This is a genomic window from Arthrobacter sp. MPF02 (assembly GCF_046605375.1).
Taxonomy (GTDB): Bacteria; Actinomycetota; Actinomycetes; order Actinomycetales; family Micrococcaceae; genus Arthrobacter.
The window spans coordinates 1,626,122-1,649,643 of the sequence record NZ_CP176772.1 but is presented as its reverse complement, the minus strand read 5'-3'; the positions used below and the strand labels follow the sequence as shown (position 1 = coordinate 1,649,643).

The window sequence follows — 23,522 nt, the reverse complement described above, 5'->3', positions numbered from 1 at the left end:
CGAACTGCCTCAGCCCAGCATGGCCCGCCGTGCGCTGTCCGTGCGCTGGGCAGCATTTCCGATCCGGACGTCCGCCGCCAGGATCGTTGCGCCGGACGTTCCGCACAGTACGGGGTTGAAGTCCACCAGGGCGATTTCGGGGTGGTTGTCCTTCAGCCAGGCCAGCCGCCCCGCCAGGTCCTCAAGGGCCGCAACGTCGACGGCGGGCAGCCCCTGGTACGCGAAAAGCTTCCTGGCTGCCCGGGGCGCGCGGATGAAGTCGTGCACGTCCGCCGCGGACAGCGGCGGCACCCGGTGGGCCCAGTCGTCCAGGAGGTTGACGGCGTCCCCGGCGAGGCCGAACGAAATGACGGGTCCCAGCAGCGGATCTTCGATGGCCCGGAAAGTGCAGGCCTGGCCCACGGGCGCCATGGACTGGACCTCCAGCGCCGGATCCCCGTAGGCGGCGAGCGTCCGCCGCATCTGCAGGACGTTCTGCCGGAGCGACTCCGGATCCTGGATATCCAGCCGGACCCCGCCAAGGTCCAGCCGGTGCCGCAGCGCGGGCGCGGTGGTTTTCAGCGCCACCGGCCAGCCCAGGGCCTCCGCAGCTTCAACAGCCTGCTCCGGAGTCTCGAAACCCACGGACGGCAGGACAGTGATGCCGTAGTGCCCCAGCAGGGATGCCGCGGCGGCCGGGTCCAACTGCTTGAGCTGCTCCCCGCGGACGTCACGGAGCAGGACCTCGAGTTCAGCTCGGGCACCCGCGGGGTTGCAGCCCGCGGGCTCCACAAAGTGCCCCTGGTCGCGGGAGGCCCACTCGGAGTAGCGGACCACGGCGGCGAGCGCCGCCACGGCCGCTCCCGGATTGGAGAAACAGGGTACGGTCCGGTCCTGTGTCCCCACCATCCCTTCCACAAACACCGAGGGATCCAGGATGCCGGTAAACGCGGCCACCACGGGCTTGCCGGACGCCGCCGAACAGTCGGCAAGGACCTCTGCAATGCTGTCCACCGTCAGCCCGCGGGCGGGCAGCAGCGCAGCGACGACGGCATGCACGGCGTCGGATTCCAGTGTCTTCATGAGGGACGCACGCAGGGCCGGCAGGGCCACGGACCGCCCGGCGTCCAGATCCACTCCGGCCACCAGATGCGCCACGGCCAATCCCTGGTCCTCCGCGCTGTCCGCCACGACTTTGCCCAGGGCCCGGGAGTTGCTCATGATGGCCAGGCCCGGTCCGGCCGGCAGGGGCTGGCCGGAAACTACCTGCGCCACGTCCACCAGCTGTTCGATGGTTTCCACCCGGATTACGCCCGACTGGCGCAGCATGGCATCCAGCGCCCCGGCGGGCGCCTGGGTGGTGCGGACGGCGTGGCCGGGAGGCAGCCGAAGCCCCATGGTGTCCGACTTGGCCACGATCACAGGCTTGGTGCGTGCCAGCCGCCGGGCCAGGCGGGAAAACTTGCGCGGGTTGCCGATGGACTCCAGGTAGAGCCCGACGGCGGAGGTATCGGAATCGTCCTCCCAATACTGCATCATGTCGTTGCCCGAGACGTCCGCGCGGTTTCCCGCCGAAAGGAAGGTGGACAGGCCGAGCCGGCGCCGGCTGGACGCAGCGTACAGCGAGACGCCGATCGCCGCGGACTGGGTGAACAGGCCCAGCCCGCCGCGCAGGGGAAGGGACGGTGCCATGGACGCGTTGAGCGATACCTCAGGATGGGTGTTCACGATGCCCAAAGACGCCGGGCCGATGACCCGCATCCCGTTCGCCCTGGCCAGGCGCACCAGGTCACGCTGCCGCTGAAGGCCGCGTTCGCCGTCGTCCGCGAAGCCCGCCGAGGCGACCACCAGGCCCTTGACCCCGGCAGCCGCGCACTCGGCCACCACAGCGGGAACTTCCTCATAAGGGACTGCGATTACAGCGAGCTGGACCGGATCCGGCACTTCGGAGAGCTTGCCGAAGGACATCATCCCCGCCAGCTCCAGCGCCTCGGGATTGATCGCGTAGACGGGCCCCGGGAACTTGCCCTCGATAATGTGCTCGAGGAGCTGGTAGCCCACCGTCCCCCACTTGCGGCTGGCACCGATGACGGCAACGGACGACGGCGTCAGAAGGTCGCGCACGCTCCTCGCCTCTGCGCGGTGCTCGCGGGATTCCATGACGGCGCGGGATTTCTCGGTGGGGTCGATGTTGAACTCCAGGCTCACCACGCCGTCGTCGAAGTGGCGCTTGACGTCATAGCCGGCATCGGAAAACACCATCAGCATCTTCCGGTTCTCCGGCAGGACCTCGGCGCTGAATCTGCTGATGCCGTTCTCATGGGCCGCGGCGGCCAGGTGCTCCAGCAGGATGGACCCGAGTCCCCTGCCCTGGTGGGCATCGGCGATGTTGAACGCCACCTCGGCCTCGGTGGGGTCATCCAGCCGGTCGTAGCGGCCAATGCCGATGATTTCGCCCCGGCTGGTGATGACGAAAGCCACGCGGTCCTTGTAGTCGACCTCCGTGAAGCGTTTGAGCTCCTTGCTGGACAGCCTGGCCTTGAAGGCGAAGAACCGCATGTAAATTGAATCCTGGGACTGCCGCATGTGGAAGGCCTGGATGGCGTCCGCGTCAGACGGATGGATGGGGCGCAGGTGCGCTGTTCCGCCGTCACGCAGGACGACATCGGCTTCCCAATGTTCCGGATATTCGCCGTCCCCGGGCTGATCCACCATAGGCTTAGCCTAGCCAAAAACTTCCGCAGCACCCCGGAAAAGCTGCACAGTACCCCCAGAAGGATTTACCAACCCCATGGCCCGCCGCCAAAGTTCAGCCCCCGTGGATACCACCCCCTACACGGAGAACATCGTCGATATCGACGTCACCTCCGAGATGGAGGGCTCCTTCCTGGAGTACGCCTACTCAGTGATCTACTCCCGGGCGCTTCCCGATGCCCGCGACGGACTGAAGCCGGTGCAGCGCCGGATCCTCTACATGATGAGCGACATGGGACTGCGGCCGGACCGCGGCCACGTCAAGAGCGCGCGCGTAGTGGGCGAGGTCATGGGCAAGCTACACCCCCACGGCGATACCGCCATCTACGACGCCCTGGTGCGCATGGCGCAGGATTTCTCCCTGCGCCTGCCGCTGGTTGACGGGCACGGCAACTTCGGCTCGCTCGACGACGGCCCGGCGGCTCCGCGGTACACGGAGGCCAGGCTGGCGGCCGCCGCCCTCACGCTCACCGACCACCTCGACGAAGACGTCGTCGACTTCGTTCCCAACTACGACAACCAGCTGACCCAGCCCGAGGTCCTCCCCGCGGCGTTCCCCAACCTGCTGGTCAACGGCGCCACCGGCATCGCCGTCGGCATGGCCACGAACATGGCCCCGCACAACCTGGTGGAGGTCATCTCAGCCGCGCGGCACCTGATCGCGCACCCGGATGCCTCCCTGGATGACATCATGCGCTTTGTTCCGGGCCCGGACCTGCCCAGCGGCGGCCGGATCGTGGGACTGGACGGCATCCGTGACGCCTACGCCACCGGCCGCGGCTCATTCAAGACCCGCGCCAAGGTGGAGATCGAGCAGCTCTCCGCACGGCGCACCGGCCTGGTGGTCACCGAGCTTCCCTACATGGTGGGCCCGGAAAAGGTAATCGAAAAGATCAAGGACTCCGTCAACGCCAAGAAGCTGACCGGCATCAGCGACATCGTTGACCTGACCGACCGCAAGAACGGGCTGCGCCTGGTCATCGAGCTCAAGAACGGCTTCAACCCGAATGCGGTCCTCCAGCAGCTCTACCGCTACACGCCGATGGAGGACTCCTTCGGCATCAACAATGTCACCCTGGTGGACGGCCAGCCGCAGACCCTGGGCCTGGTGGAGCTGCTGTCCGTCTATGTCAACCACCGGATCGACGTTGTCCGCCGCCGGACCGTGTACCGGCTGGGCAGGAAGAAGGACCGCCTCCACCTGGTGGAAGGCCTCCTGATCGCCATCGTGGACATCGACGAGGTCATCCAGATCATCCGGTCCTCGGACGAAGCCGCGGCCGCCCGCGAGCGGCTGATGTCCATCTACGACCTGTCCGAAGTGCAGGCGAACTACATCCTGGAACTGCGGCTCCGCCAGCTCACCAAGTACTCCCGGATCGAACTGGAAAGGGAGCAGGAGGAACTGCGCCGCGAAATCGAGGAGCTGGAGGCAATCCTCGGCTCCGAGGAACTGCTCCGCGGCGTTGTTTCGGACGAGCTGGGCGAGATCGCCGAAAAGCACGGCACTCCCCGCCGTACGGTGCTGCTGGAATCGGAGGCGGTGTCCCCCACAGTGGCCGCCGAGCTGACAGGTGTGAACGGGAAGAAGGGCAAGCCTGCGCCGCTTGCCCTCGAAATCGCCGACGACCCCTGCTGGACCATCCTCACCGCCTCGGGGCAGATCGGCCGCACCAGCAACCAGGAACCGCTGGCTGAATCCGGGCCGCGGAGCAAGCACGATGTGTTTACGTCGGTGGTGAAGACGTCGGCGCGCGGCGAGATCGCGGCCGTTACCTCCCTGGGACGCATGCTCCGCCTGCAGGTCATGGACATGCCTGTGCTTCCGCCGGTGGCGGGCCTGCCCAACCTTGCCGGAGGCGTCCCGGCCAGGGAATTCCTGACTCTGCTGAAGGGCGAAAGCCTGGTGGCGTTCGTTCCGCTGGATGAGGTCCTGGCCATCGGCACCGCCCAGGGTGTGGTGAAGCGGGTGCAGCCCGACTACCCGCTGAACCGCGAGGACTGGGAAGTCATCACCCTCAAGGACAAGGACTTCGTGGTGGGCGTGGTGCCGGCCGGGGCGGACGATGCCGAACTGGTGTTCCTCACGGCCCAGGCCCAGCTGCTGAAGTTCGGTGCGGCCAGCGTCCGGCCGCAGGGCCGCACGGCCGGCGGCATGGCGGGCATCAAGCTGGGCGCCGGCGACCGCGTGATTTTCTTCGGGGCCGTGCAGCCCAAGGACGAGGCCGCCGTCGTGGTGACCATTGCCGGCACCAACGGCGCCCTTCCCGGAACCGCGCCGGGCACCGCCAAGGTGACCGCGTTTGCCGAATACCCGGCCAAGGGCCGCGCCACCGCCGGTGTCCGGGCGCACCGCTTCCTGAAGGGCGAGGATACACTGCTGCTCGCGTGGGCAGGACACGGCCCGGCCAAGGCGTCCTCCTCCGCAGGCGTTGCCCGGTCCCTGCCGCAGGAGCACGGCCGGCGCGACGGGTCCGGCGTTCCGCTGTCCCAGCCGGTGGATGCGGTGGGTCCTGCCATGGCCTGGCCTGATCCCGCCTAGACTGCTGCCATGCCTATCGTTCCTGATGAGAAGGACTGGACCTGGGTCCTGACCCGCCCCTGCCCGGAGTGCTCCTTTGATGCCTCCACGGCCACCCCGGCAACCGTCCCCGGCAGCATCGAGAACATGCTGCCGCGGTGGCGGGCAGTCCTGCGCAGGCCGGACGCCGCGGAACGGCCCAACGACCACACCTGGTCAGCGCTGGAGTACGCCTGCCATGTCCGGGATGTCTTCAGCCTCTTCGACCAGCGCCTGGACCTCATGCTCGAGTCCGATGACGCCCGGTTCGAAAACTGGGACCAGGACCGGACCGCCGTGGACAAGGACTACGCCAGCGCCGATCCGGCGGTGGTCAGTGCCGAGCTGACGGCTGAGGGCAAGCAGGCGGCACAGTCCTTCGCCCGCGTCCGGGAGGCCGACTGGGGCAGGAAGGGGCTCCGCAGCAACGGCTCGGAATTCACCGTCCTGACGCTGGCCCAGTATTTCCTCCACGACGTCGTCCACCACCTCCACGACGTGGACGGCTAAGTCTCCCCCGCGTTTGTTCCGGCCGGGACCGCCAGGCCCTGGGCGCGGCGTTCGGCGGCGGAGGGCAGGACCAGCCGGACGTCTTCCGGATGGATGTCGTCCGGGTTGTGCGTTACCAGCACCACGGTCCGGTCCTTGAGGCCGGCGCGCAGGTCGGCCAGCATGTGGCGGGCGGAGCCGGCGTCCAGGTGCGCCGTGGGTTCGTCCAGCAGGATTACTTCCGCCCCGGTCATCAGGGTCCGTGCGACGGCGAGGCGCTGGCGCTCTCCCCCGCTGAGGAAGGCGCCGCCGGGGCCGATCCGGGTGTCGAGCCCGTCTGGCAGCCGCTCCAGCAGGGCGTCGAGGCCCACGGCACTCAGGACGGCGGGCATGTCCGCCCCAACGCCGTTCCCGCTGCCGTTTCCGGATGCAGGCCGCCCGAGCAGCAGGTTGCCGCGGATGGTTGAGTCGAAAAGGTGGGCCTCCTGCGGGCACCAGGCAGCCCGGCCGGTAACCCGCGCCTTCCCCGCCGCCGGCGGAAGGAAGCCCAGGAGGACCGAGAGCAGGGTGGATTTTCCGGAACCCGAGGGGCCGGTGACCGCCAGCCAGTGCCCCGGCTCCGCCACGGCGTCCAGCCCCGTGAAAACGGGTTCGCCGCCCGGCCAGGCAGCTGCCAGGTCCTCGAGTTCGACGCCGGGCCGGCCGCCGCTGCGCGCGGGGACCGCCTGCAGCCCGTCGCGGTTGTCCCGCTCTGCATTCCCCGCGTCCAGGGCGCCGGAGTCCCCCACCCGCTGCAGGACTGTCCGCAGCGCGGGAAACTGCCGTACCGCCGTCGTCATGGCCGCGAAAGGTTCCACCAGCGCCAGGAGCAGCAGGACCACCACGGCCGCCGTAGCCGGCGCGATGCGTCCGTCCAGCACCGCCGGTGCGGCCAGCCAGGCACCCGCGAGGGCTGCGGCACCGCACGCCGCGGTGGTGATGGCCTGTCCCAGCCCGTCCGCCCACGCCGATCGCTGCGATGCCGCGGTAGCACTGCGGTCCTGTGCCTTCAGGTCTGCGAGCACTCGGGGCGCCACGCCGTTGGCGTACAGTTCCGCCCGGGCGTCGAGCGCGGCCGCGATGCTGCGCAGCACCCCCGAGCGCAGGAGCTGCTCGGCGGTGGCCGACTTCCGGTCGCCCCACAGGGCAGCGGCCGGGGCGAGGACAACGCCGGCAATGACTGCCGCGATGACGGCCGGCAGCGCGGCAGGCACCAGGAGCCAGGTGGTGGTGACGGCGAGCGCCGCGACGGCCACTGCGGTGACCGGCGGCAGGACCACGCGGGGCAGGAGGTCGCGGACGGTATCGACGTCGTCAATTACGGTACCCAGCACGTTTCCGCCCTGCAGGAGGCGCCGGAGCGAGAGGGCGCGCCTGCTCAGCGACTCCCAGAGCCGGCCGCGCAACCGGGTAAGGGCTGCGAAGACGGCGTCGTGCAGCAGGAGCCGTTCCCAGTAACGGAATACGGCGCGGCCGATGCCGAAGAACCGGACGCCCACAATCGCCGAGAGCAGGTACAGGATGGGCGGCTGCTCGCTGGCGCGGATGATGAGCCAGCCCGAAAGGCCGGACAAGGCGACGGCGAAGACGGCCGCCAGTGTGCCGACCACCGCGGCAGCGGCGAACTTGCCCTGCACCGGGGCGAGGAGCGACCGCAGGAGCCCCGCGGGGCTGTGCCGCAGCGCCGGCGCGGCATCGGGCGTACTGTCGGGCCGTGCACCGGCAGATCCGGCGCGTGCACTGGCAGACCCGGCATCCTGCCAGGCCGCGGCATCCGCACCGGAGACGGCGGCAGGCAGCGCTGGGGCTGTTGCCGCCGGCCCGTCCCCTGCCCCCTGTCCAATTTTCACCACGTGGTCGGCAAGGTTCCGGGTGCGTTCCCCGTGCGCTACCAGGATCACGGTTACCTGGCCGCGCAGCTTGCGGACGGTGTCCTCCACCAGCATTGCGGATTCGTCGTCCAGGTGCGCGGTGGGTTCGTCAAGCAGCAGGACGGTGGCGCCGGCCTCGATCCGGGCCAGACCGCGGGCAACGGCGACGCGGCGGAGTTCGCCCGGGCTCAGTTCGGCCGGGTGCTTATCCGCCAGGTGGGCGGCCGCGGCGCGGGCCAGGCAGGACCGGGCGGTCTCCTCCGTCCGGGCGCGGTCACGGGAATTGCGGGCGTGCGCAGAGAGATAAAGCAGCACTTCGTCCAGGACCGTGCCGGCCACCATCACCGGATGCTGCGGAACCCATGCCACTGCGCTGCGGTCCAGGCCCTTGACCGTGCCGGCGATGTCCGTCCCGCCGCCATGTCCGATGGTTCCCGCCAGGACTCCGAGAACCGTGCTCTTTCCGGCACCGCTGGGACCGTCCAGGGCTGTGATCCTGCTCTGCGGCGCCTCGAAGGTGAGGGGCCCGACGGCGGCCCGCGACCTTCCGGTGTAACTGACCGTAAGCCCGGTGACGGTGATGGGGGCGCCGGGACGGCCGGCAGGGACAGCAGGCAGCGGCTGCGGCTCGGGCGCTTCGGTGACCGAGGTGACCTCGGCGAGGGCGACGCGGCCGTCATCGCTGGCGTGGTGCGCTGTACCCAGCTCGCGCAGCGGCAGGTAGCAGTCGGGGGCAAGGATCAGGGCCAGCAGCCCGGCCTCGAGCGGCATTTCGCCGTGGACCAGGCGCACGCCGATGAACACGGCCACCACGGCTACCGAGATGGTGGCGATCAGTTCCAGCGCCAGGGCGGACATAAACGCGGTGCGGAGCGTCCCCATGGTGCGGCCGCGGTATTCATCGGAGATCTCCTCCAGTGCCTTGCGCTGTGCGGTGGCGCGGCCCAGTCCCACCAGGACCGGCAGGCCCTTTGCGAGTTCCAGCATGTGGGCAGAAAGCCGGGCAAGGGTGGACTGCGCCTCGCGCACCTTGTCCTCCGTGTACCGGCCGATCAGCACCATGAACAACGGCACCAGCGGCACGGTAAGGACGATCACCACGGCGCTGACCCAGTCGGCGAACAGGATTCGGGCGCCCAGCAGCAGCGGGATGGCTGCGCAGTTGACCAGGGCGGGCAGGAACTGCGTGTAATAGCTGTCCAGGGCGTCCAGGCCCCGGGTGGCCAGGACGGCAAGGCCGCCGTCCGCGGGGCCGGCGCCCCTGGCACCGTTCCGGAGTGCGCGCTCCAGCAGTCCGGAGCGCAGTTCCTCCTTGATGCCCAGGGCAGCGCGCCGGGCGGCGACCGCCTGGCCCCAGACGGTGAGCGAGCGGAGGACGACGCCGGCCAGCCCCGGAACCAGCTGTCCGGCCCACTCCTGCTCCCCGGCGGCCAGGCCGGCCAGGACGGAGGCGACGGCCTGGCCCATGAGCACCAGCGACAGCGCCTTCAGGGCTGCCAAAAGACCAAGCCAATAGATGGCGGACCGGGTGGCCGGGCCTGCGGGGAAGGATGGCCGCACGTCAGCCCTTCGTGGTGAACGCCTTGACGGCGACGGCGGGCAGGAAGCTGTGGGCTTCCGGGATGGACGCGGCGCTGACCCGCCGGCGGAACACCCAGTAGGTCCAGGCCTGGTAGGCAATCACCAGGGGCAGGCCGAACGCGGCCACAATGCTCATAAGGCCCAGAGTGTAGTCGGACGAGGAGGCGTTTGAAATGGTGAGGTCGAACGCCCCGTCCAGGGTGGACGGCAGCACCACGGGGAACACCGCGCCGAAGATGGACGTGGTGCCCAGCACAAGGAAGGCGCCGAGGGCCACGAAAGCCATTCCTTCGGCTCCGGTCCGGGCCCGTTTCCACGCAGCAGCCGCGGAGGCCACGGCGAGCAGGACGGCAACCCACGTCCACGGTTTCCCGTTCAGGACCTGGATGGTGAGCGCCCAGGCTGCGATGGGAAGCAGCAGGACCGGCAACAGGCGGACGAACCACCGGCGTGCCCGGTGCCGCACGTCGCCGTCGGTCTTCAGTGCCAGGAACGCCAGGGCGTGGAGCAGCGAGAAGCCCACCACGGCGAGCCCGCCGAGCACGGCGTAGCCGCTGAACCAGGCGAACGGTCCGCCTTCCCGGTCGCCGTTGGCGTTGAGGGGCAGCCCGGTGGTGGTCAGGGCCAGCGCGGCGCCCACGCCGAAGGCTGCGAAGAAGGAACCCAGGGCGATGGCCCAGTCCCAGCGGGCGCGCCAGCGGTCGGTGTCCACCTTGCCGCGGTACTCGAAGGCCACGGCGCGGAAGATCAGGGCCACCAGCACCACCAGCAGCGGCAGGTAGAGGGCGGAAAACAGGGAGGCGTACCAGAGCGGGAAGGCCGCGAACGTGGCACCGCCTGCCGTCAGCAGCCACACTTCATTGCCGTCCCAGACGGGTCCGATGGTGTTGAGGAGCACGCGGCGCTCGGTGTTGTTGCGGGCAAAGGCCTTCATCAGCATTCCGACGCCCAGGTCAAAGCCCTCAAGGAAGAGGTACCCGGTCCACAGGACCGCGATGGCGATGAACCAGATGGTAGGCAGCAGTTCCATTGTCGAGTTCCTCTGCTCTTAGTAGGCGAATGCCAGGACGTCGTCTGCGGGTTTGCCGTTACCGCCCTTGTCCCCGGGCACCTGGTCCTCGTTCTCGTCCGCCTGGGCGTGCGCGAGTTCCGGCATGGCGGAGACGACGCCGCCGCGGACGTACTTCACCAGCAGCTTGACCTCGACCACCAGCAGGGCGGCGTAGACCGCCGTCAGGGTGACGAGCGAGGCGAGCAGTTCGGCGGCCGAAACTCCAGGGGAAACAGCTGCGGCGGTGAACATGAATACCTGGTCGATACCGTTGGGGTCCGGGTTGGGTGCCACCACGAAGGGCTGCCGGCCCATTTCGGTGAAGATCCAGCCGGCGGCGTTGGCGCCAAAGGGAGCCATGATTCCCAGGACAGCCAGTCGCATGAGCCACTTCGATTCGGGGACGGTTCCGCTCCGGGTGAGCCACAGCGCCACGAACGCGGCCAGTGCGGCGAGGCCGCCGAAGCCGATCATCATGCGGAAGCCCCAGTAGGTGACTTCCATGACCGGGAGGTAGTCGATCTCCTGCCCGGCCCGTTCGCCGTAAATGGGGTTGTGGGGAAGGTGGGTGCCGTAGTTTTCCTTGTACTCGGGCAGCAGGGTGTTGACGCCCTTGACCTCGGTGGTGAAGTCGCCCTTCGCGAGGTAGGAGAGGATGCCGGGGACTTCGATCAGTGCCACGATGTCGTCGCAGTTCTGTGAGCCCAGGTTGCCGATGCTCAGGACAGAGAACCCGGTACCGTCGTGGCAGGCTGCCTCGGCCGCAGCCATCTTCATCGGCTGCTGCTCGAACATCAGCTTGCCCTGGAGGTCGCCCGTGACGGCGGTGCCGGCGAAGGAGATCATCGCCACCACTGCGCCGATCCGCAATGAACGGATCCAGACGGCGTGGTCGCCGCGGTCACGTCCGGGGATGGTTGCCGACTCGCCGGGAACCACCTTGCCGTCGGCACCCACGGTGTCGACGCCGTCGCGCCGGCGCCGCCAGAGGTGGTACCACGCGATGCCGAGCAGGAAGCCGCCGGCCACCGCCAGCGCGCCGAAGAGGGTGTGCGGCACGGCCACCAGCGCGGTGTTGTTGGTGAAAACTGCCCAGGCGTCGGTCATTACCGGGCGGCCGTCCAGCATTTCCACACCCACCGGGTGCTGCATCCAGCTGTTCGCCACGATGATGAAGTAGGCGGAAAAGACCGAACCTATGACGGCCACCCAGAGGCAGGCGAGGTGGATGCCCGGCTTCAGCTGCTTCCAGCCGAAGATCCACAGGCCCAGGAAGGTGGACTCGACAAAGAACGCCAGGAGGGCCTCCAGCGCCAGCGGGGCGCCGAAGACGTCGCCCACGAACCGGCTGTACTCGCTCCAGGCCATTCCGAACTGGAACTCCTGCACGATGCCGGTGGCCACGCCCATGATGAAGTTGATGAGGAACAGCTTCCCCCAGAACTTGGTCATGCGCAGGTACTCGGGCCGGCCTGTGCGGTGCCAGGCGGTCTGGATGATGGCGACCACCAGGCCAAGGCCGATAGTCAGCGGAACCATCATGAAGTGGTAGACCGTGGTGATACCGAATTGCCAGCGTGCGATTTCCAAGGCGTCCAAGGCAGTCCCTACTCTTAGCCGATGCGGTCTTCTACGTTTCGTAGAACTCCAACTTCTACCGAGTGTAGAACAACTTTGGGGCATGTTCTACTCCATGTAGAAAGTGCGCCGGATTCGCGGTAAATTTGTATCTGTAGTTGAAGAAACCGCGTGCAGTCACCGGTGCCAGAGGGCGCACGGTGCGGGGAAACAAAGGAAAAGTGCAATGGCGAGTCTTGGTGAACTGGAACGGGCAGTAATGGATCTGCTCTGGGCGGGCCAGGAAGCGGCTACGGCGAACACCCTGCGGGACCGGCTGGCCTCGGCCGGCTCCGGACATGAGGGCAAGGAACTCGCCGTCACTACCGTGCTCACGGTGCTGTCCCGGCTGGAGAAGAAGGGGCTGGTGGAGCGCGAACGCGGCACCCGTCCGCACCGCTACCAGGCGGTGTCCAGCCGCGAAGAGCACACCGCGGAGCTGATGCATGAAGTCCTGGGCTCGGCCCCGGACCGCGAAGCCGTACTGGCACGCTTCATCGGTTCCGTTTCCGAGGGTGAAGCCGAGACACTGCGCAAGCTGCTTGGCCACCTCTAGCCACCCATGTTCTGGGCCTCTTACCTGCTGGCGGTCCTGGCGGTAGTACTGGCCTGGCCGGTACCCATCCTGCTTTCGCGTGCGCAATGGCCCGCACGCTCCCCTTTCACCGCCATGCTGCTCTGGCAGACCATCGCCCTCGCCGGCGGGCTGTCAATGATCGGCGCCATGCTGGTGTACGGACTCGAGCCGATCGGCGACAACCTGATCGCCGGGCTCCGGGCCCTCGCCGGAATGGTCCTCTTCAATGCCCCCACCACGGCACTGGGGTTCTGGCATATTTTTGCGCTGTCGGCAGCCGCGCTGCTGACCGCCCACCTGGTGTTCACGCTGCTGCTAACCTACTACAAAATTGAACGCCAGCGGCGGCGGCACCGTGAACTCCTGGCCCTGCTCGCCTCGCCGTCGGGGCAGGACGCCGCAACCCTCGTCATTAGCCACGACTCCCCCGTCGCATACTGCCTGCCCGGCGGTTCCCGCTCGGTGACCGTCCTGTCAGACGGCCTGATGGCGGCACTGGAGCCGGCCGAACTGCGCGCGGTGCTTATTCACGAGAATGCCCACCTCAGCCAGCGGCACCATCTCCTCCTCTGGGCTTTCGCGGCCTGGCGGCAGGCCCTGCCCTGGCTGCCCACCACGCGGCTGGCCCAGGAATCCGTGAACTCGCTGATTGAGATGCTCGCCGACGACGTGGCGCTGAAGACCGAGAGCAAGGCCACGCTGATCAAGGCGATCGCCATCGTGGCCAGCGGGTCGGCCCAACCGGCCGGTTCGGCCGAGCTGCAGCCGGCAACGTCCAGCCTTGTACTGTCCGGGCTCGACAACGGGACGGGCGGGGCAGGCTCTGATTCGGCCCGGACCACCGCGTCAAGGGTCGGCCGGCTCCTGTCGCCCCAGCCCCAGCTCCCGGCGGCACTGCGGAACCTTGTCCTGGCCGGCTGCATCCTGCTGCTGGCGCTGCCGACGGCCCTGCTGGTGGTTCCCGGCCTCCTCGGGTGACGCCCCGCCGTCGGGCTAGGCGTCGATGCGCTCCCGGTCCAGGCTGGAGGCGCCGGCAATAATGAAGTCCTTGCGCGGAGACACATCGGAGCCCATCAGCAGGTCGAAGATCTCCTCCGCCTGCTTGGCGTTCTCAATGCCCACCTTCCGCAGGGTGCGGTGCCGCGGATCCATGGTGGTCTCCGCCAGCTGCTCGGCGTCCATTTCCCCCAGGCCCTTGTAGCGCTGGATGGGTTCCTTGTACCGCTTGCCCTCCTTGGCCAGCCGCGCCAGCAGCGCGTGCAGCTCGGCCTCGGAGTAGGTGTAGATCATCTCGTTGGCCTTCTGGCCCGCGTTGATCACCTCCACACGGTGCAGCGGGGGCACGGCGGCGAAGACACGGCCCTCGTCGATCATGGGACGCATATACCGGAAAAACAGGGTCAGCAGCAGCGTGCGGATGTGCGCGCCGTCCACGTCGGCATCGGTCATCAGGATGACCTTGCCGTAACGAGCGGCGTTGATGTCGAAGCTCCGCCCCGATCCCGCCCCCACCACCTGGATCAGCGCGGCACACTCGGCGTTGGAGAGCATGTCTCCCACCGATGCCTTCTGGACGTTCAGGATTTTGCCGCGGATGGGCAGCAGGGCCTGGAAGTCGGAGGACCGGGCGAGCTTGGCGGTGCCCAGCGCCGAGTCACCTTCCACGATGAACAGTTCGGAGCGTTCGACGTCGTCCGTGCGGCAGTCGGCCAGCTTGGTGGGCATCGAGGAGGTTTCCAGCGCGTTCTTGCGCCGCTGGGTCTCCTTGTGCACGCGGGCCGAGATCCGCGACTTCATTTCGCTGACGATCTTTTCGAGCAGCAGCGCGGTCTGCGCCTTGTCGTTTTTGTTCGACGACGTGAGCTTGGCCGTGATTTCGCGCTCCACCACCCTGGCAACGATGGCGCGCACAGCCGAGGTACCAAGGATCTCCTTGGTCTGCCCCTCGAACTGCGGCTCGGCCAGCCGGACCGTGAGCACGGCCGTGAGCCCGGCGAAGATGTCGTCCTTTTCGATCTTGTCGTTGCCGGCTTTCAGCTTGCGGGCGTTGCTCTCCACGGCCTTCCGGAAGGTCTTCACCAGGGCCTGTTCGAAGCCGGACTGGTGCGTGCCGCCCTTGGGCGTGGAGATGATATTGACGAAGCTGCGGACTGTGCTGTCGTACCCGATGCCCCAGCGCAGGGCGACGTCCACCTCGCAGTCGCGCTCCACCTCGGCGAGCTGGCTGTGCCCGCGCTCATCAAGGACGGGGACAGTCTCCTTGAACTTGCCCGAGCCGTGCAGCCGCCACACATCGGTGACGGCGGGATCGGCCGCCAGGAACTCCACGAACTCGGAGATGCCGCCGTCGTGGTGGAACACTTCCTCGTGGGGGCCGGACTCGCCTGGCGTGCCGGCGATCCTGCGTTCGTCGCGGATGGTGATCTTGAGTCCGGGGACCAGGAACGAGGTCTGCCGGGCGCGGGAAACGAGGTCGTCGTACTGGAACTTCGCGTCCGGGGTGAAGATCTGCCGGTCTGCCCAGTACCGGATACGGGTACCGGTGACACCCCTTTTGGCCTTGCCCACAACGTCCAGGACCGAGTCCTCGATGAACGGGCTGAAGGACGCGGCCGGGTCCGGCCGGCTGCCGTCCTGGAACCGGCCGGGCTCGCCGCGGCGGAAGGACATCTTGTAGGTTTTGCCGCCGCGGTCCACTTCCACGTCCAGACGCGCGGACAGGGCGTTCACCACTGAAGCACCCACGCCGTGCAGGCCTCCGGAGGCGGTGTAGGAGCCGCCGCCGAACTTGCCACCGGCGTGCAGCTTGGTGAAGACCACTTCGACGCCGGTGAGTCCGGTCTTCGGTTCCTTGTCGACAGGGATGCCGCGGCCGTCGTCATGGATTTCCACGGAGTTGTCGGCATGCAGGATGACTTTGATGTCATGGCCGAACCCGGCCAGTGCCTCGTCCACAGAGTTGTCGATGATTTCCCAGAGGCAGTGCATAAGTCCCCGGGAGTCCGTGGAACCGATGTACATGCCCGGGCGCTTGCGGACGGCTTCAAGGCCCTCCAGCACGGAAAGGTGCCGGGCGGTGTACTCAGAACTTGGTGCCACGGGTGTTGAACTCCTTCAGGTGAAACAGGCGCCGAAAGCGCTCCCTCTAGGGTAGTCGGCCCCGGCGCGGAGGGCGGCCTGCCACACCCTGGGGGCCGTGTGCACCACGCCACTCGCCGCTGTCCGTCCGTGCCGCGGGCAGATCTTGACTGAACCTTGTGGATACGCGCACAGCGAACTTGCCCCATCCTTGCGATTGTTTTGTTACGAATACTGGTTATATAGACGTACAGATCTACTAGGGAGGCCGATATGACAACAGCAGTGGCAGACCGCACACTCAACGCACTGGACCGTTGCGACCGTTGCGGAGCCCAGGCATATGTCCGGGTTGTACTCGAGTCCTCCGGCGGTGAGCTGCTGTTTTGCGCCCACCACGCTCGTGCGGTGGAGGCAACGCTGAAGCCGTTGGCCTCGGACTGGCACGATGAGACGGCCAAGCTTCACGAGAAGGCCGCCGTAGACGTCGACTAGGTTCACCAGGACCAGTAAAGGATGGGACCCCTCCGCCCGGAGGGGTCCCATCCTTCGTTAAAACGAGACCCTCGTTTATCGACTACGCCACTTAACGAAGGAGGGGTTGTCCGCGGCACATTCTTTCGGATGTGCCGCGGAGAACCCCTGTTCGTGATGTTCGCCCTGGCCCTAGTCCAGGTAGTCCCGCAGAACCTGCGACCGCGAGGGGTGGCGGAGCTTGGACATGGTCTTGGATTCGATCTGCCGGATGCGCTCACGCGTTACGCCGTAAACCTTGCCGATTTCGTCTAAAGTCTTCGGCTGTCCGTCGGTAAGCCCGAACCGCATGGCCACCACGCCCGCCTCACGCTCCGACAGGGTGTCCAGCACCGAGTGCAGCTGTTCCTGCAGCAGGGTGAAGCTGACGGCGTCGGCCGGAACGACGGCCTCGGAGTCCTCAATCAGGTCGCCGAACTCGGAGTCGCCGTCCTCGCCCAGGGGGGTGTGGAGCGAGATGGGCTCGCGGCCGTACTTCTGGACCTCCACGACCTTTTCAGGGGTCATGTCCAGCTCGAGCGCCAGCTCTTCGGGCGTGGGTTCGCGGCCGAGGTCCTGCAGCATCTGCCGCTGGACACGGGCCAGTTTGTTGATGACTTCCACCATGTGCACCGGAATACGGATGGTGCGCGCCTGGTCGGCCATGGCGCGGGTGATCGCCTGGCGGATCCACCAGGTGGCGTACGTGGAGAACTTGAAGCCCTTGGTGTAGTCGAACTTCTCCACGGCGCGGATCAGGCCCAGGTTGCCTTCCTGGATGAGGTCCAGGAACAGCATGCCGCGGCCGGTGTAACGCTTGGCCAGCGAAACCACCAGGCGGAGGTTCGCCTCCAGCAGGTGGTTCTTGGCGCGCTTGCCATCGTGGATGATGAATTCGAGCTCGCGCTTGTACTTCGGATCCATGGAGCCATCGTCAGCGGCAATCTTCTCCTCGGCGAACAGGCCGGCTTCGATCCGCAGCGCAAGGTCCACTTCCTGCTCGGCGTTGAGCAGTGCCACCTTACCGATCTGCTTCAGGTAGTCCTTGACGGGGTCAGCGGTGGCGCCGGCAGACATGACCTGCTGCACCGGGGCGTCGTCATCGTCGGCGTCAGAGTAGACGAAACCCTTGCCGCTGCCGGCTACGGCCTTGGCGGGGTCAGCGTCGGCTTCACCCTCGACGTCCGCATCGGCGTCCTCCACCGAGTCCGGCCCGTCGAGGACAGCCTCGTCAAAATCCTCTTCAACGTCATCTGCATCGTTAGCGTCAACGTTATCCGCGGAAGCCTTGTTGGCGGCTTCCGCTGCTGCCTTGGCGCCCGGCTTCGGGCCGCGCTTCTTCGGCTCGCGCTTGCCGTCCGCGCCGGCAGGTGCCTTGGTGGCCGCCCGCTTGGCGCTGGTCGCAGCCTTCTTGTCCTCGGTGGACAGCTCGTCCTGGGCGGCGGGGTCCTTCTTGGTGGAAGACGGGGTCACAGAAAACCTTTCTAGCGGTGGTCTGTGGAATCACCATACGGGCAACACCACTATGACCCTGTCAAGTCCGTGGTGAAAACCAGGCGCCACCACGGCCGGCAGAGTCTGTAAAGACAACTGCCGGTGCGGCTGGAATGTTCCCGAAAAGGCTCATTCGCAGGCACCCGATACACGGACCCAACCGGGTCTCGGCATCCATTGTCTCATGTTTTCGCCCCGACGGGCCTCCCCGCCTTTCAATTACCACCGCTACGGCTGCGGCTACGGCCGCGGGCATGACCGCCGCGACACCATCTCTTTGTCCGGCACGTGCCGTAGCCCTGGCTCCGGCACGCCACCTCAGAACTTGTGCCAGGCTGCGTCCTTCCTGGCCGCCCAGCCGCAAATGGCCCCGCGGCCCACCAGTTCCAGCAGCAGTTCCGCCAAACGGTAGCCGGGCTCAACGTCAAGGGCGTCGGACAGATATGCGGCGGCGTACGATCCCCGGCCGCGGCTCCATGCGATCCAGCCGCGAAGCGTCAGTGACGCTGCGGCCGCCGGACCGCCGAGCGCCGCGAGTTGCTCCAGGACCAGGTCCAGTGCGTTGAGCCGTTCCCAGTCAGGGACAGAGGGAGCCACCCCCATCAGCACCTCCGCGTACCCGGGAACAGGGCTGGCCCCCGCGTCCGCATCCCCTGCAGCACGGTTCTGCCCGTTGCCTCCCAGGGGCCCACCGGGAGGCGCGACAGGGTGTGGGCCCGCGCCGTCATGGAGAACCCCGAATTGGTCAACACCAGCTTCCGCGGCGTGCTTTCCGGCCGCAGCCATGACCAGCAGGGCATCCCGCCAGGCCGGAATCAGGAGGGACGCCCGCAGGAAAGCGTCACGTTCCACGCCCGGAAGCCAAGGCTCTCCGCCCCGCCGGCACATCAGGACTTCCCACGCCTCCAAAACGGCAACAAACTGCGCACGGCTGTCCCGGCGGCAGTCCAGGACTTTCCACCATCCTTCCTGCGCTTCCAGGACGGCGGACCGGTAAAGGCTCGAAACGGGAGTGGCAGGTCCGTCCTTTGTGCCCGGCGCAGGGCCCACGCTGCTGCCCCGGTAGACCATCTCCGCATTCAAGGTGCTGTCCAGGATTGCCTGCAGCGGCCTTCCCTGGGGCGGACAGCAGGAAGCATCTGTGCAGTAGGCATCCCGCCAGTAGTCATCGCCGATGTACCAGGCGTCCCGAACGGGCAAACCCGCCTCCTCCAAGACACAGTCCAGCCCGGACAGCAACGCGTGGTACTCGACGTCCACCACCTCGGGGCCGGGTGACGAACCGCCCTTACTGGTGAAGAAGGCCAGCAGAGTGCCGTCGGCCTGCTTGTCCGCATCGAGGTAGCCGCGGACCAGGCGGACGTACTTCCCGGGGTCGGCCAGGACCTCAGGTCCCGGAAGGTCCAGCCGCAGGGTTGCGCCAAGCAGGTTGCCGTGCATCGTGATGGCGACGAGGCTGGACTCCGGCCAGTAGCCCAGCGAGTGGGGTATGAACCCGAGGATGTCTTCAGGTCCGGATATCCGGAGTCGTTCTGGAGCTGTCATGGCTCCAGCATCCGCCCCGCCGTTACGGGCCGTCCCCGGCAGATTCCGCTATGTGCGCAACCCGCCCTGTTGAGGGCTAGTCGCTGTCGACAGGAGCTGCCTGCCGGCGGCGCGCGAGGTTCTCGCGGCGTTGCCGGGCCAGGGCCGCCCGCAATGGCGGGACCACAACGCCCTGGGCTGCCATCTGGCGGCGTACCTTGCGCCGGGCGGCGAATACGGCGGCCGCTCCGGCGCCGAGCAGCAAGAACTGGACGCTCAGGGCGATGCGGAACGGGTCAAGGCCATACAGGGTGTTGGAAAAGCCGCTGGCGTAGAGGATGTCCAATACCAGCCCGATCAGGAAGATCGCGATCAGGGCGGCAATGAAGCCGCCCACGTTGACGATGCCGGTGGCAGTTCCGATCCGGTGCGCAGGGTTGAACGTCCGGGCAAAGTCGAAACCGATCATTGAGCCTGGCCCGCCGATGGCAAGGGCTACCACCAGGCCCGCCAGCAGCCACAGCGGTGCCCGGCCGGGCATCAACAGGACGGCAGCCCACGCTCCGGCGGTCATGGCAGCGATCAGGAGGACCATGGTGGAACGGCGCAGCGGATGCCGCGACACAAAGCGTCCGATAAACGGCCCCACGGCCATCCCGGCGGCAACATACAGCCCCATGAGGGCGGCCACCGTCCCGCCGTCCAGCCCCTGGCCGGAAATAAGGAAGGGGTATCCCCAGGTCATGGCGAACACCGTGCCGCTGAACTGGATGGTGAAGTGGCTCCACATGCCCAGCCGGGTACCGGGCTGGCGCCACGCCCGGGCCAGCGACACTCCGGTGGCCTTCAGCCCCTGCTGCGCCTGCGGCCGGTCGGTGCCCGGCGGGACATCCTTAAGGAGCAGCACCACCAGGACCACCGCCACGGCAGACATCCCTGCCAGCATCAGGAACGCGGGGGTCCAGCCGGCCGAGTGCAGGACGAACGCGAAAGGGATCACGCTGACCAGCTGGCCCAGCTGGCCGGTCATGCCCGTCAGCTGGGTAACGAGAGGTACGCGGGCCGGAGCGAACCACAGCGGAATCAGGCGGATCACCGAGATAAAGGTCATGGCGTCGCCGGCGCCGACCAGTACCCGGCCCAGGATGCCGCCGGGGACAGTCTCGGCAAAGGCGAGCTGTAGCTGGCCGAGGCCCATCAGGACGGCACCGCCCGCGATCATGGCCCTCGAACCAAACCTGTCCACCAGGAGCCCCACCGGGATCTGCAGCCCCGCATAGACCAGGAGCTGGAGGACCGTGAAGAAGGAGATGGCGGAGGCGGTGGCATGAAAGCGCTCGGTGGCCTCAAGGCCCACGACGCCGAAAGACGTCCGCTGCGACACGGCCACCAGGTACCCGAAAATCCCAACGGTCCAGATAAGCCAAGCGCGGGGTGCAGTCACGTCTTCATTATGCCCGGATGCCTCCTCCCGCCCGGAGCCCGGGGCGGGAGGAGGCAGCAATGCCTACTGCGCCGGGTTCTCCCGGGCGAGGTACGCCTCCACGGCGGCACCCAGGTCGTCGGCGTCGGGAAGCTCGTCGTTTTCGTTCGCGAGCAGCGAGCGGCGCACAATGCCGTCGGCCTTCTCGTCGTAGCGGGTCTCGAGCCGGGACACCACCTGCTGTACTTCGTCGGACGCGTCGATCTGTTCGGCGATCTGCCGGGTCACTTCGCGGCCGGCCTCGCGGAGCCGGTCGGTGGGCAGCGTCAGCGAGGTCGCTGCGCCCAGGTATTCAAGGCCTGCGACGGCGGCCGTGGGGTACTCGGCTTCGGCCAGGTAGTGCGGGACGTGGATGACATAGCCGGCCACGTTGCGGCCGGCCTCGACCAGCCGTAACTCCAGGATGTGGCCCACGGCGGCGGGAACCTCCACGGTGGGCTTCCAGACGGAAATGCCCTCGATCAGCTCGGGACGGTTGCCGTGCACCGTCACGCCAACGGGACGGGTGTGCGGCACCGGCATCGGGATGGAGTGGATCCAGGCGACCAGGTTTACGTCCAGTTTCTCCACGATGCCAACCACGGCACGGGCGAACCGCTCCCACTGCAGGTCCGGCTCGAATCCCGCCAGCAGCAGGAAGGGCTTGCCCAGGCCGTCAACAAGCCGGTACAGCGCCAGCCGCGGCTCCTGGTAGTCCTGCAGATGGTCCTCGACGAACGTCAGGTGGGGCCGGCGTGACCGGTAGTCGATCAGTTGGTCGGCATCAAACACAGCTACGGGTTTGGCGTCGAGGGAGTCCAGCAGCTCGGCATTGATCTGTTTCACCACGTGCCCGGCGTCGGCGAAACCGGTGAAACCCATCACCAGGTTCAGCCCGCGGAGTTCCGGGCTGTGGAACAGCTCAATGTTGCTCGCGTAGAGCGCGTCAGGGTCCAGCAGGGAGCCGGAGATCCGTTCAAGCACGGCATGTTCCTTTCATGGATGCGGGTGGACATCAATTACAACGCGGTCCGGGGCCGCGGCATTCCGCCGCGCGGTGTGGTGCACCTCTCAGAAGATTCTTCCGCCGGGGCGCCATGGGACTACGATCGGAACTGGCCTGCCGCACGGGCTGAACATTCCCGGACGGCGTCCGGAACGGCCGCGTCCGGCAGTCGGGGCAGCGCGCCGAACATGCAGCCCTGCCCGTACCAGCTCTCGAGAATTGAGGACTCATCCCTGTGGTCAAGAATACTGAAATCAACCTTAGTACCCTCTCCCGCGACCTGAAGAAGAGCCCAAGCGACGCCGTCGTCATCGGCGTGGGGCAGGGAACCGACGGACCGGTGCTGCTGGCCAACCCGCTGGCAGCAAAGTCCGCCGAAGCACTCACCGACTCGCTCAAAGCACTGGGCGTCACCGGCGCCGCGGACCAGATCGTCCGCCTGCCCGGCCTCCCCGAGACCGGCGCGGGCATCCTGGTCCTTGCCGGGGTTGGCAAGGTCAACGCCGCCCCGCCCGCCGGCGAAGCGCTCCGCCGGGCCGCCGGATCCGCCATCCGCCAGCTGGCCGGCCTGGGCACCGTCGTGCTGGCCTTCCCGACGGCGTCCGTCGCCGACGTCGCGGCAGTCGCCGAAGGTGCCGCGCTGGGTGCCTACTCCTTCACCGATTTCCGTTCGTCGAAGGACGGCCTGAAGGATCCCGTCCGCAAGGCCATCATCTTCACTGATGTGGCTGACCAGCAGGAAACCGCGGCAGCCCTGAAGCGCGCGGCCCTGGTGGGCAAGGCTGTCAACGCCACGCGCTCCCTGGTCAACACCCCGCCCAGCCACCTCTACCCCGAGACGTTCGCGGAGGCCGCCAAGGACCTGGCCAAGGGCCTCCCCGTCAAGGTGACAGTCTGGGACGAAAAGCGGCTCGAAAAGGAAGGCTTTGGCGGCATCATGGGCGTTGGCAAGGGGTCCGCCCGCCAGCCCCGCCTGGTCAAGGTGGAGTACTCCCCAGCCCGGCCGGTCACCAAAATCGCCCTGGTGGGCAAGGGCATCACCTTCGACACCGGCGGCATCTCCATCAAGCCCGCCCTGGGCATGGGCGACATGAAGAGCGACATGGCCGGTGCCGCCGTCGTCCTTAATACCGTCCTTGCCCTCGCCGGCCTGGGCCTGCCCGTGAAGGCGACTGCCTGGCTCTGCATCGCCGAGAACATGCCCTCGGGAGCGGCATCCCGCCCGGCCGACGTCCTCACGATGTTCGGCGGAAAGACCGTCGAAGTGCTTAACACCGACGCAGAGGGCCGCCTGGTCATGGCCGACGGCATCGTGGCAGCAAGCCAGGAATACCCCGATGCCATCATCGACGTGGCAACGCTGACCGGCGCCCAGCTGATCGCGCTCGGCAACCGGACCGCGGGCGTGATGGGTGCGGACTCCGTCACTGCCGCCCTCAAGGCTGCCGCGGACCGCGCAGGCGAGCTGGTTTGGCCCATGCCGCTTCCGGAGGAGCTCCGCCCGAGCCTGGACTCGCAGGTGGCGGACCTGGCCAACATCGGCGAACGCCACGGCGGCATGATGACTGCCGCCGTCTTCCTGCAGGAGTTCGTGGGCAAGGACAAGGACGGCGGACGGATCCCGTGGGCCCACATCGACATCGCCGGTCCGTCCTTTAACAACGGAAGCCCCTACGGCTACACGCACAAGCAGGGAACGGGGTGCACCGTCCGCACGCTGGTGGCTTACGTGGAGGACGTGATCGCCGCCTCCGCCTGAGGCAGGCCGGGCCGGTACAGACGCCTGGTGGCGGGGGTGATCCCTCCGCCACCAAGCGGCGTGACACTCAACACAAAGCGCTCCACAAACACTGTGCCAAGGTGGAGCATGGATAGGTGGTTCGCTAAGGTGAACCACGGTAGTCACAAATGCAAGAGAATTGGCCTG

General features: G+C 67.4%; 15 protein-coding genes. 6 read left to right on the top strand and 9 right to left on the bottom strand.

The features are described from left to right. Nucleotides 1-9: 9 nt before the first annotated feature. Nucleotides 10-2,694 (bottom strand): GNAT family N-acetyltransferase, encoded by a 2,685-nt coding sequence (locus ACLH0K_RS07705; RefSeq protein WP_411376202.1) that lies wholly within the window; start codon nt 2,692-2,694, stop codon nt 10-12. Nucleotides 2,695-2,770: 76 nt separating this feature from the next. Here ACLH0K_RS07705 and ACLH0K_RS07700 point away from each other — a divergent pair, with 76 nt between their 5' ends. After that, complete coding sequence (locus ACLH0K_RS07700; RefSeq protein WP_411376201.1) at nt 2,771-5,275, top strand: DNA topoisomerase (ATP-hydrolyzing) subunit A; 2,505 nt, start codon at nt 2,771-2,773, stop codon at nt 5,273-5,275. Nucleotides 5,276-5,284: 9 nt separating this feature from the next. Beyond that, nucleotides 5,285-5,803: a DinB family protein gene (locus ACLH0K_RS07695; RefSeq protein WP_411376200.1), complete on the top strand. Its 519-nt coding sequence runs from the start codon at nt 5,285-5,287 to the stop codon at nt 5,801-5,803. Here ACLH0K_RS07695 and cydD read toward each other — a convergent pair. From cydD to ACLH0K_RS07680, 3 genes are read right to left on the bottom strand one after another with little or no spacing between them, the layout of a single operon-like run. Beyond that, nucleotides 5,800-9,252 (bottom strand): thiol reductant ABC exporter subunit CydD, encoded by a 3,453-nt coding sequence (gene cydD / locus ACLH0K_RS07690; RefSeq protein WP_411376199.1) that lies wholly within the window; start codon nt 9,250-9,252, stop codon nt 5,800-5,802. The two genes, ACLH0K_RS07695 and cydD, sit on opposite strands and share 4 nt — an antisense overlap. Before the next feature lies 1 nt (nt 9,253). Then, complete coding sequence (gene cydB / locus ACLH0K_RS07685; RefSeq protein ID WP_411376198.1) at nt 9,254-10,303, bottom strand: cytochrome d ubiquinol oxidase subunit II; 1,050 nt, start codon at nt 10,301-10,303, stop codon at nt 9,254-9,256. 18 nt (nt 10,304-10,321) lie between these two features. Then, complete coding sequence (locus ACLH0K_RS07680; protein WP_411376197.1) at nt 10,322-11,923, bottom strand: cytochrome ubiquinol oxidase subunit I; 1,602 nt, start codon at nt 11,921-11,923, stop codon at nt 10,322-10,324. A gap of 205 nt (nt 11,924-12,128) precedes the next feature. Here ACLH0K_RS07680 and ACLH0K_RS07675 point away from each other — a divergent pair, with 205 nt between their 5' ends. Continuing rightward, nucleotides 12,129-12,497 (top strand): BlaI/MecI/CopY family transcriptional regulator, encoded by a 369-nt coding sequence (locus ACLH0K_RS07675; RefSeq protein WP_138136056.1) that lies wholly within the window; start codon nt 12,129-12,131, stop codon nt 12,495-12,497. Between the two features lie 6 nt (nt 12,498-12,503). Next, complete coding sequence (locus tag ACLH0K_RS07670; protein WP_411376196.1) at nt 12,504-13,496, top strand: M56 family metallopeptidase; 993 nt, start codon at nt 12,504-12,506, stop codon at nt 13,494-13,496. 15 nt (nt 13,497-13,511) lie between these two features. Here the strand turns inward: ACLH0K_RS07670 and ACLH0K_RS07665 are convergent, their stop codons facing one another. Then, nucleotides 13,512-15,617, bottom strand: coding sequence for a type IIA DNA topoisomerase subunit B (locus tag ACLH0K_RS07665; RefSeq protein WP_411376195.1), 2,106 nt, complete (start codon nt 15,615-15,617; stop codon nt 13,512-13,514). A gap of 252 nt (nt 15,618-15,869) precedes the next feature. On the opposite strand from ACLH0K_RS07665, the gene ACLH0K_RS07660 reads away from it, so the two are divergent. Then, nucleotides 15,870-16,091, top strand: coding sequence for a hypothetical protein (locus tag ACLH0K_RS07660; RefSeq protein ID WP_411376194.1), 222 nt, complete (start codon nt 15,870-15,872; stop codon nt 16,089-16,091). Between the two features lie 171 nt (nt 16,092-16,262). Here ACLH0K_RS07660 and ACLH0K_RS07655 read toward each other — a convergent pair whose 3' ends face one another. The 4 genes from ACLH0K_RS07655 to ACLH0K_RS07640 all read right to left on the bottom strand — a co-directional run bounded on the left by ACLH0K_RS07655 (nt 16,263) and on the right by ACLH0K_RS07640 (nt 21,573). Beyond that, nucleotides 16,263-17,582, bottom strand: a complete 1,320-nt coding sequence (locus tag ACLH0K_RS07655) for an RNA polymerase sigma factor (protein WP_411376193.1) — start codon at nt 17,580-17,582, stop codon at nt 16,263-16,265. 339 nt (nt 17,583-17,921) lie between these two features. Further along, complete coding sequence (locus ACLH0K_RS07650; RefSeq protein ID WP_411376192.1) at nt 17,922-19,148, bottom strand: DUF4192 family protein; 1,227 nt, start codon at nt 19,146-19,148, stop codon at nt 17,922-17,924. A gap of 76 nt (nt 19,149-19,224) precedes the next feature. Continuing rightward, the gene (locus ACLH0K_RS07645; RefSeq protein WP_411376191.1) at nt 19,225-20,571 is read right to left on the bottom strand and encodes an MFS transporter; all 1,347 of its coding nucleotides are present in this window, start codon (nt 20,569-20,571) and stop codon (nt 19,225-19,227) included. 63 nt (nt 20,572-20,634) lie between these two features. Beyond that, nucleotides 20,635-21,573 (bottom strand): proteasome assembly chaperone family protein, encoded by a 939-nt coding sequence (locus ACLH0K_RS07640; protein ID WP_411376190.1) that lies wholly within the window; start codon nt 21,571-21,573, stop codon nt 20,635-20,637. A gap of 257 nt (nt 21,574-21,830) precedes the next feature. Here ACLH0K_RS07640 and ACLH0K_RS07635 point away from each other — a divergent pair, with 257 nt between their 5' ends. After that, a complete protein-coding gene (locus ACLH0K_RS07635) occupies nt 21,831-23,354 on the top strand; it encodes a leucyl aminopeptidase (protein WP_411376189.1) in 1,524 nt (507 codons plus the stop codon). The last annotated feature ends 168 nt before the right edge of the window (nt 23,355-23,522 follow it).

Coding starts and splice junctions, on each gene's coding strand:
- ACLH0K_RS07650 (WP_411376192.1), bottom strand. CDS start 19,148: ATGACAGCTCCAGAACGACTCCGGATATCCGGACCTGAAGACATCCTC.
- ACLH0K_RS07670 (WP_411376196.1), top strand. CDS start 12,504: ATGTTCTGGGCCTCTTACCTGCTGGCGGTCCTGGCGGTAGTACTGGCC.
- ACLH0K_RS07695 (WP_411376200.1), top strand. CDS start 5,285: ATGCCTATCGTTCCTGATGAGAAGGACTGGACCTGGGTCCTGACCCGC.
- ACLH0K_RS07660 (WP_411376194.1), top strand. CDS start 15,870: ATGACAACAGCAGTGGCAGACCGCACACTCAACGCACTGGACCGTTGC.
- ACLH0K_RS07675 (WP_138136056.1), top strand. CDS start 12,129: ATGGCGAGTCTTGGTGAACTGGAACGGGCAGTAATGGATCTGCTCTGG.
- cydB (WP_411376198.1), bottom strand. CDS start 10,303: ATGGAACTGCTGCCTACCATCTGGTTCATCGCCATCGCGGTCCTGTGG.
- ACLH0K_RS07705 (WP_411376202.1), bottom strand. CDS start 2,694: ATGGTGGATCAGCCCGGGGACGGCGAATATCCGGAACATTGGGAAGCC.
- ACLH0K_RS07700 (WP_411376201.1), top strand. CDS start 2,771: ATGGCCCGCCGCCAAAGTTCAGCCCCCGTGGATACCACCCCCTACACG.